Below are 6,403 nucleotides of genomic sequence, written 5' to 3'. Positions count from 1 at the left end.
TGAGACTTCGAACACCTCACCCAACGGCACGGGAGCCCTGTCCGTTGCGGGCACCAAGGCCATCACCCGATCGGTGGTCACGCTGAAAAGGCTCACTGAGCGCTTTCCCTTTTCCTTTTCCTGCTCGCTCTTTCCTGCTCCTTCTTTGCTGCTCCGCACCTTCGGCCCGCCGGCCGGCCGCTCTCATGGCCGGCCGGCGGGCCGTTTCAGGTCCGATCAGCCGCAGCCGCCGGCGTGTCCCTCGTCCAGCCCGTATCTCGGTATCCCCGCATTGGCGTGGGACTCGTGGGCGGCCAGTGCGTTCAGGGCGTCGACGTAGTCGGCCAGTACTTCGCCCCAGTGCGTGGAGCTGTCCTGCAGCAGCAGTTCCTCGTCGACGGTTCCCTGTTGCTCGATCTCCGCCAGAACTTCCAACGGGTGCTGGACCCGGGACGGGCCGGTTTCGGCGTCGAACATTATTCCTCCTGTAGGTGAGTCCGGGTCCCGTTCAGGTCCCGCACCAACAGGTTCGGCCGCATTGACATATGAATTACCCGGCGGATCTGTAGGCGCCGATACAGATCGATACAGGCCGGTACAGCTTCGATATACATGCCGTACAAGAAAGGGAGACAGGCTCATTCCATGGACAGTCACATCACGCGAATCGTCGTCGTGGGCGGCACGGCAGCCGGCTGGACGGCCGCCGCCCGCCTCGCGTCCGCGTTCCGCGAAACCGTCTCCGTCACCGTGCTGGAGACGCCGTCACGCGCCGACTCCCCGGAAACGGGGCAGGTCACAGCCGTAGGGCCGGAGATCCAGCGGGATCTCTTCGACCGTCTCGGGGTGCTCGAGGACGAATGGATGCGGGCCTGCTGCGCGTCGTTCAGAACGGCTGTCCGTTACGTCAACTGGCGCACGGAAGGACCGGCGGAAAGCGCGGCCCGCACCATGGGGAGCGGGGGAGCGGATCATTTCTACGCCCCGTGCTCGGAAATCCCGGAGTGCGAGGATTCGCTCCTCTCCGAGCACTGGCAGTACCGCAGGAGGAACGGCGAGACGATCGAGCCGTTCGACCATGCGTGTTTCCGCGAACCGCCGCTGATGGACGCCGGAAAATCCCCCCGGTGGCTGGACGGCCGGGCAGCTCTTCCGTACGGCTGGCATGTCGACATCCGTATGTTCACGCGATTTCTGCGGAATCTGGCGACCGGCCGATTCGGTGTCCGGGCCGTCCATGACGAACTGCTCCGCGCCGAGCGGGACGAGGACGGAATGCTCACCGTCGTGCACACCGCCAACGGCCGTGCCGTGCACGGGGACTTCTTCCTCGACTGCACGGGACCGGAGGGACTGCTGATCGCCGGGACGCTGCGGGAGCCGTTCGTCCCCGCCGGCGACCGACTGCTGTGCGACAGCGCGGTCACCGTCACGGTCCCGGACGACCACGCGGCGCACGGCATCGATCCCTTCACGACCGCCACCGCACTGCCGTACGGCTGGGCCTGGAAGACGCCGCTGCCGGGCAGGTTCGGCGCCGGACACGTCTACGCCCGCGACTGGACGGAGCCGGACGAAGCGGTCCGCACCCTGTGCGGCCTGTGGGGCCTGCGGCCCGAGCGGGCCGTCGTGCGCCACACCGGTCTGCGCACCGGGCACAGCCGCCGGGCCTGGGTGAAGAACTGCGTCGCCGTCGGCCCCGCCGCCTCGTCCCTCGAACCGCTGGCGCCCGCACCGCTGAGCGGCGGCGTCCTGACCGCCCTCGACCGGCTGGTACGCGACTTCCCCTCCCGCCAGGACCGGGAGGGTCCGGCGGCCCGCTTCAACCGCGACGCCGCGGCCGGGCACGCCCGCGCCCGCGACCTCGCCCAGCTGATCTACCGGGCCGCACCCCGCGCGGACACCCCGTTCTGGAAGGCCCAGCGGGAACTGCCGCTCTCCGCGGAGCTGGCGGACTGCCTGGCCGCGCACCGGGCGGGCCTGGCCCCGGCCGCCCATGAGCTGGGCCACGTCGGGGTACTGGCGGCGCTGGACCCGGCCCGTACCGCGCCCCGGGCCGCGCTCGCCCACCGGCAGGACGCACGGGACGTGGCCGACGCGCACTTCCTGCGGATCAAGCGCCAGCAGCAGATCCTGCTGGAGACGCTGCCCACGGCGGAGCAGTACCTGCGCCGGCTCCACAGCCGTCCCACTCCGCAGCCGACGGGGGCGGGCCCGCTCTGATCCCCCGCCGGGCCTCCGGGTCCGGCGTCGGGGCGGGCTCCCGCACGGCTCCGCGTACGGGGGAGACCCGCGCACCGCCTACCCTTGTCGCATGACCGCGCAGGACACCCGCCACCGCAGCTACGAGATCCGCACCTACGGGTGCCAGATGAACGTCCACGACTCCGAGCGGCTCTCCGGCCTGCTCGAGGACGCCGGGTACGTACGCGCACCCGAAGGCGCCGACGGCGACGCCGACGTCGTCGTCTTCAACACCTGCGCGGTCCGCGAGAACGCCGACAACAAGCTCTACGGCAACCTCGGCCGGCTCGCCCCGATGAAGACGAAGCGCCCCGGGATGCAGATCGCCGTCGGCGGCTGCCTGGCGCAGAAGGACCGCGACACCATCGTCACCAGGGCGCCCTGGGTCGACGTCGTCTTCGGCACCCACAACATCGGGAAGCTGCCGGTGCTGCTGGAGCGGGCCCGGGTCCAGGAGGAGGCGCAGGTCGAGATCGCGGAATCGCTCGAGGCGTTCCCCTCCACCCTGCCGACCCGCCGCGAGTCGGCGTACGCGGCCTGGGTCTCGATCTCCGTGGGCTGCAACAACACCTGCACCTTCTGCATCGTGCCCGCGCTGCGCGGCAAGGAGAAGGACCGCAGGCCAGGCGACATCCTCGCCGAGATCGAGGCGCTCGTCGCCGAGGGCGTCAGCGAGATCACCCTGCTCGGCCAGAACGTCAACGCGTACGGCTCCGACATCGGCGACCGCGAGGCCTTCAGCAAACTGCTGCGCGCCTGCGGCGCCGTCGACGGCCTCGAGCGGGTCCGCTTCACCTCGCCCCACCCGCGCGACTTCACCGACGACGTGATCGCCGCCATGGCCGAGACGCCGAACGTCATGCCGCAGCTCCACATGCCGCTGCAGTCCGGCTCCGACACCGTCCTGAAGGCGATGCGCCGCTCGTACCGGCAGGAGCGTTTCCTCGGGATCATCGAGAAGGTGCGCGCCGCCATCCCGCACGCCGCCATCTCCACCGACATCATCGTGGGCTTCCCGGGCGAGACCGAGGAGGACTTCGAGCAGACCCTGCACACGGTGCGCGAGGCCCGCTTCGCGAACGCCTTCACCTTCCAGTACTCCAAGCGCCCCGGCACGCCCGCGGCGACGATGGACGGGCAGATCCCCAAGGAGGTCGTCCAGGAGCGCTACATGCGCCTGGTCGCCCTGCAGGAGGAGATCTCCTGGGAGGAGAACAAGAAGCAGGTCGGACGCACCCTCGAGGTCATGGTCGCCGAGGGCGAGGGCCGCAAGGACGGAGCCACCCACCGGCTCTCCGGCCGCGCCCAGGACAACCGTCTCGTCCACTTCACGAAGCCCGACGCCGAGGTGCGCCCCGGCGACGTCGTCACCGTCGAGATCACCTACGCGGCCCCCCACCACCTGCTGGCGGAGGGCGCCGTGACGTCCGTACGCCGCACCCGCGCCGGTGACGCGTGGGAGAAGCGCCACACCGCGGAGGCCGCGAAGCCGGCCGGCGTGATGCTGGGCCTGCCCGCGGTGGGCGTCCCCGCGCCCCTGCCGCCGGCCACGGGCGGCTGCGCGACGGCCTGAGCCTCGGGCCCTTTGTTGCGGGCCCGGTCACGACGGCCGGCCCCGGTGGCTGTCCCGTGGGCGCGACGCCGCGGACTAGGCTGCGGATCATGCTCGTAGCCGCCGCCGTGTGTCCGTGCCCGCCGCTCCTCGTGCCGGAGGTCGCCTCCGGAGCCGCGCCAGAACTGGACGCGGTCCGCGCCGCGTGCGCCGACGCCGTGGCCGTGCTCGCGGCCTCCGGGCCGGACCTGCTCCTCGTGGTCGGACCCGCGGAGCAGGCTCACCGCGGACCGCATGCCGCCGGTACGGCCGGGTCCTTCCGGGGATTCGGCGTGGACCTCGGAGTGCGCCTGGGGGAGGGGCCCGGGCAGGAGCGTGCGCTGCCCCCCTCCCTGGCCGTCGGCGCCTGGCTGCTCGACCGCGACCGCTGGTCGGCCGCTCCCGTCGAGGGGCTCGGGGTCGGTGAGCCGCTGGACACCGAGCGCTGCGTGGCGACGGGCCGGGAGCTGGCCGCCCGCGCCGAGCGCGTCGCGCTGATGGTGATGGGCGACGGCAGCGCCTGCCGCACGCTCAAGGCGCCCGGCTACCTCGACGAGCGTGCGGTGGACTTCGACCGGCGGGCCGCCGACGCGCTCGGCGCGGCGGACCTGGAGGGGCTCAGGGCGCTGGACGAGTTGCAGGCACGCGAGCTCATGGTCTCGGGCCGCGCCCCCTGGCAGGTCCTCGCCGGGGCGGCCGAGGGCGCCGGCCTGGGGGGCCGGCTGCTCCATGAGGACGCCCCGTACGGCGTGGGCTACTTCGTCGCGGCCTGGTCGTAGCGGTCACGGCACGAACGCCGGACGGCCGTGGAGCGCGTCGCTCCACGGCCGTCGTGCGCTGAACCGGTCCGGTTCAGCTCAGGGTGCCGGCGGCGGTGGCGGCGGTGGCGGTGTCGTCCCGTGCCCGTCCTTGTGCGCGATGCGCCCCAGGGCGTTCTTGGCCTTGCCGGTACCCGTCTCGATCTTGTTGCTGTACTTGCCCTTGGTCTTGGCGTCGACCGTACGGGCAGCTTTCTCCAGGCCCTGACCGATCCGGCCCTCGTGCTGCTGGGCGAGGTCGGAGACCTTGTCCTTTGCGGGGCCGATCTTGGCCTTCAGGTTGTCCAGGAACCCCATGGAGCACCTTCCCTCGTCGCCGGAACATCTGTTGCCGGAACCACTTCCGCCCGGACGACGCGCGTCGTCCGGGAACTACGTGCGGGTGCCTTCGCCGGCCTCGCTGTCCGCCGCATCCTCGGCCGACTGCTGCCTCGGGATCTCCACCGCCTCGCCCGGAGCGCTCCCGGCGACCGCTGCCGGGTCTCCGGCGGGCGCCGCGCCGTCGGTCACCTCCGACGCCTCGTCCGCCGGAGCCTCGGCAGGCAACGGGGGCACCGCGGCCTCCTCCGCTGCTGCGGACTTACCGCGAAACCATGAGAAAACACCCATATCTACTCCATACCCTACTCGTGCCGGGAAGATCCGCGCCGCTCGGAGCGCCGTCCTGCGTCACGCACGGCTACCGGTGCGAAACCGGCATACGGAACCTTGCAACAGGCAACGACGCCGAGGGGCCGCCGTCACCTCGCTCGTTCGGGGACATGCGTTCACGTTTGGGAGACTGGGCCGGTGAGAAGTGCAGCTCCCGCAGCGCGGGTCATCGCCGTCGTCGGTCCCACCGCAGCCGGAAAGTCGGATCTGGGGGTATTCCTTGCCCGGCAGTTGAACGGCGAAGTCGTCAACGCCGATTCCATGCAGCTCTACCGGGGGATGGACATCGGCACCGCCAAACTGACGCCACAGGAGCGCGGGGGAGTGCCGCACCGGCTCCTCGACATCTGGGACGTCACCCAGGCCGCGAGCGTCGCGGAGTACCAGCGACTGGCCCGGGCGGAGATCGACCGGCTGCTCGCGCAGGGCCGCACCCCGGTCCTCGTCGGCGGCTCCGGCCTCTATGTACGCGCGGCGATCGACGCCCTCGAGTTCCCCGGCACCGACCCGCAGGTGCGGGCCCGCCTGGAGGAGGAGCTGGCCGAGCGCGGTCCCGGCGCCCTGCACACCCGGCTGGCCGTCGCCGACCCGGAGGCGGGCCGGGCCATCCTGCCGAGCAACGGCCGGCGGATCGTTCGGGCCCTGGAGGTCATCGAGATCACCGGCAAGCCGTTCACCGCCAATCTGCCCGGCCACGACGCCGTGTACGACACCGTCCAGATCGGCGTCGACGTCGCACGGCCCGAGCTCGACGAGCGCATCGCGGTACGGGTCGACCGGATGTGGGAGGCGGGCCTCGTCGACGAGGTGCGCACCCTGGAGGCGCAGGGGCTCCGTGAGGGGCTCACCGCCTCGCGCGCCCTCGGCTACCAGCAGGTGCTCACGGCGCTCGCCGGCGAGCGCACCGAGCAGGAGGCGCGCGACGAGACCGTGCGCGCCACCAAACGCTTCGCCCGCCGTCAGGACTCGTGGTTCCGGCGCGACCCGAGGGTGCACTGGCTGAGCGGCGCCGCCGACGACCGGGAGGAACTTCCGCGTCGTGCCCTGACGTTGATCGAACGAGCGGTCACAGCCTGATCACGTGATGGCATCGGGACGCTCCGCCCGTCATTCCGGCGCC

The 6,403-nt window shown here is 71.6% G+C and carries 7 protein-coding genes; 4 read left to right on the top strand and 3 right to left on the bottom strand.

The annotated features are described in order from the left end of the window. Positions 1–216: 216 nt before the first annotated feature. Positions 217–456: a DUF6269 family protein gene (locus ACWD01_RS22715; protein WP_451164561.1), complete on the bottom strand. Its 240-nt coding sequence runs from the start codon at positions 454–456 to the stop codon at positions 217–219. A 168-nt stretch (positions 457–624) separates the two neighbouring features. Between ACWD01_RS22715 and ACWD01_RS22710 the strand changes: the two genes are divergently transcribed. The 3 genes from ACWD01_RS22710 (at position 625) to ACWD01_RS22700 (ending at position 4,593) form a co-directional block, all read left to right on the top strand. After that, a complete protein-coding gene (locus ACWD01_RS22710) occupies positions 625–2,202 on the top strand; it encodes a tryptophan 7-halogenase (protein WP_451164559.1) in 1,578 nt (525 codons plus the stop codon). Between the two features lie 91 nt (positions 2,203–2,293). Continuing rightward, entirely contained in the window at positions 2,294–3,796 is a 1,503-nt protein-coding gene (gene miaB, locus ACWD01_RS22705) for a tRNA (N6-isopentenyl adenosine(37)-C2)-methylthiotransferase MiaB (protein ID WP_451164557.1), read from the top strand. An 89-nt stretch (positions 3,797–3,885) separates the two neighbouring features. Continuing rightward, entirely contained in the window at positions 3,886–4,593 is a 708-nt protein-coding gene (locus tag ACWD01_RS22700; RefSeq protein ID WP_451164555.1) for a class III extradiol dioxygenase subunit B-like domain-containing protein, read from the top strand. Positions 4,594–4,671: 78 nt separating this feature from the next. Here ACWD01_RS22700 and ACWD01_RS22695 read toward each other — a convergent pair whose 3' ends face one another. Together ACWD01_RS22695 and ACWD01_RS22690 are read right to left on the bottom strand one after the other, a co-directional pair. After that, the gene (locus ACWD01_RS22695) at positions 4,672–4,929 is read right to left on the bottom strand and encodes an antitoxin (RefSeq protein WP_451164553.1); all 258 of its coding nucleotides are present in this window, start codon (positions 4,927–4,929) and stop codon (positions 4,672–4,674) included. A 75-nt stretch (positions 4,930–5,004) separates the two neighbouring features. Next, the gene (locus ACWD01_RS22690; protein ID WP_451164551.1) at positions 5,005–5,187 is read right to left on the bottom strand and encodes a gliding motility protein; all 183 of its coding nucleotides are present in this window, start codon (positions 5,185–5,187) and stop codon (positions 5,005–5,007) included. A 234-nt stretch (positions 5,188–5,421) separates the two neighbouring features. Between ACWD01_RS22690 and miaA the strand changes: the two genes are divergently transcribed. After that, positions 5,422–6,360 carry a tRNA (adenosine(37)-N6)-dimethylallyltransferase MiaA gene (miaA, locus tag ACWD01_RS22685; protein ID WP_451164549.1) on the top strand — a complete coding sequence of 313 codons (939 nt, stop codon included), beginning with the start codon at positions 5,422–5,424 and terminating at the stop codon, positions 6,358–6,360. Positions 6,361–6,403 lie beyond the last annotated feature (43 nt).

The organism is Streptomyces sp. NPDC002835, assembly GCF_053591995.1.
The sequence above is the reverse complement of the archived record's forward strand: the minus strand, read 5'-3'. Positions and strand labels throughout refer to the sequence as shown.

Excerpts from the sequence above, each read along its gene's own strand:
- ACWD01_RS22715 (WP_451164561.1), bottom strand. The coding sequence starts at position 456 with ATGTTCGACGCCGAAACCGGCCCGTCCCGGGTCCAGCACCCGTTGGAA.
- ACWD01_RS22710 (WP_451164559.1), top strand. The coding sequence starts at position 625 with ATGGACAGTCACATCACGCGAATCGTCGTCGTGGGCGGCACGGCAGCC.
- miaB (WP_451164557.1), top strand. The coding sequence starts at position 2,294 with ATGACCGCGCAGGACACCCGCCACCGCAGCTACGAGATCCGCACCTAC.
- ACWD01_RS22700 (WP_451164555.1), top strand. The coding sequence starts at position 3,886 with ATGCTCGTAGCCGCCGCCGTGTGTCCGTGCCCGCCGCTCCTCGTGCCG.
- ACWD01_RS22695 (WP_451164553.1), bottom strand. The coding sequence starts at position 4,929 with ATGGGGTTCCTGGACAACCTGAAGGCCAAGATCGGCCCCGCAAAGGAC.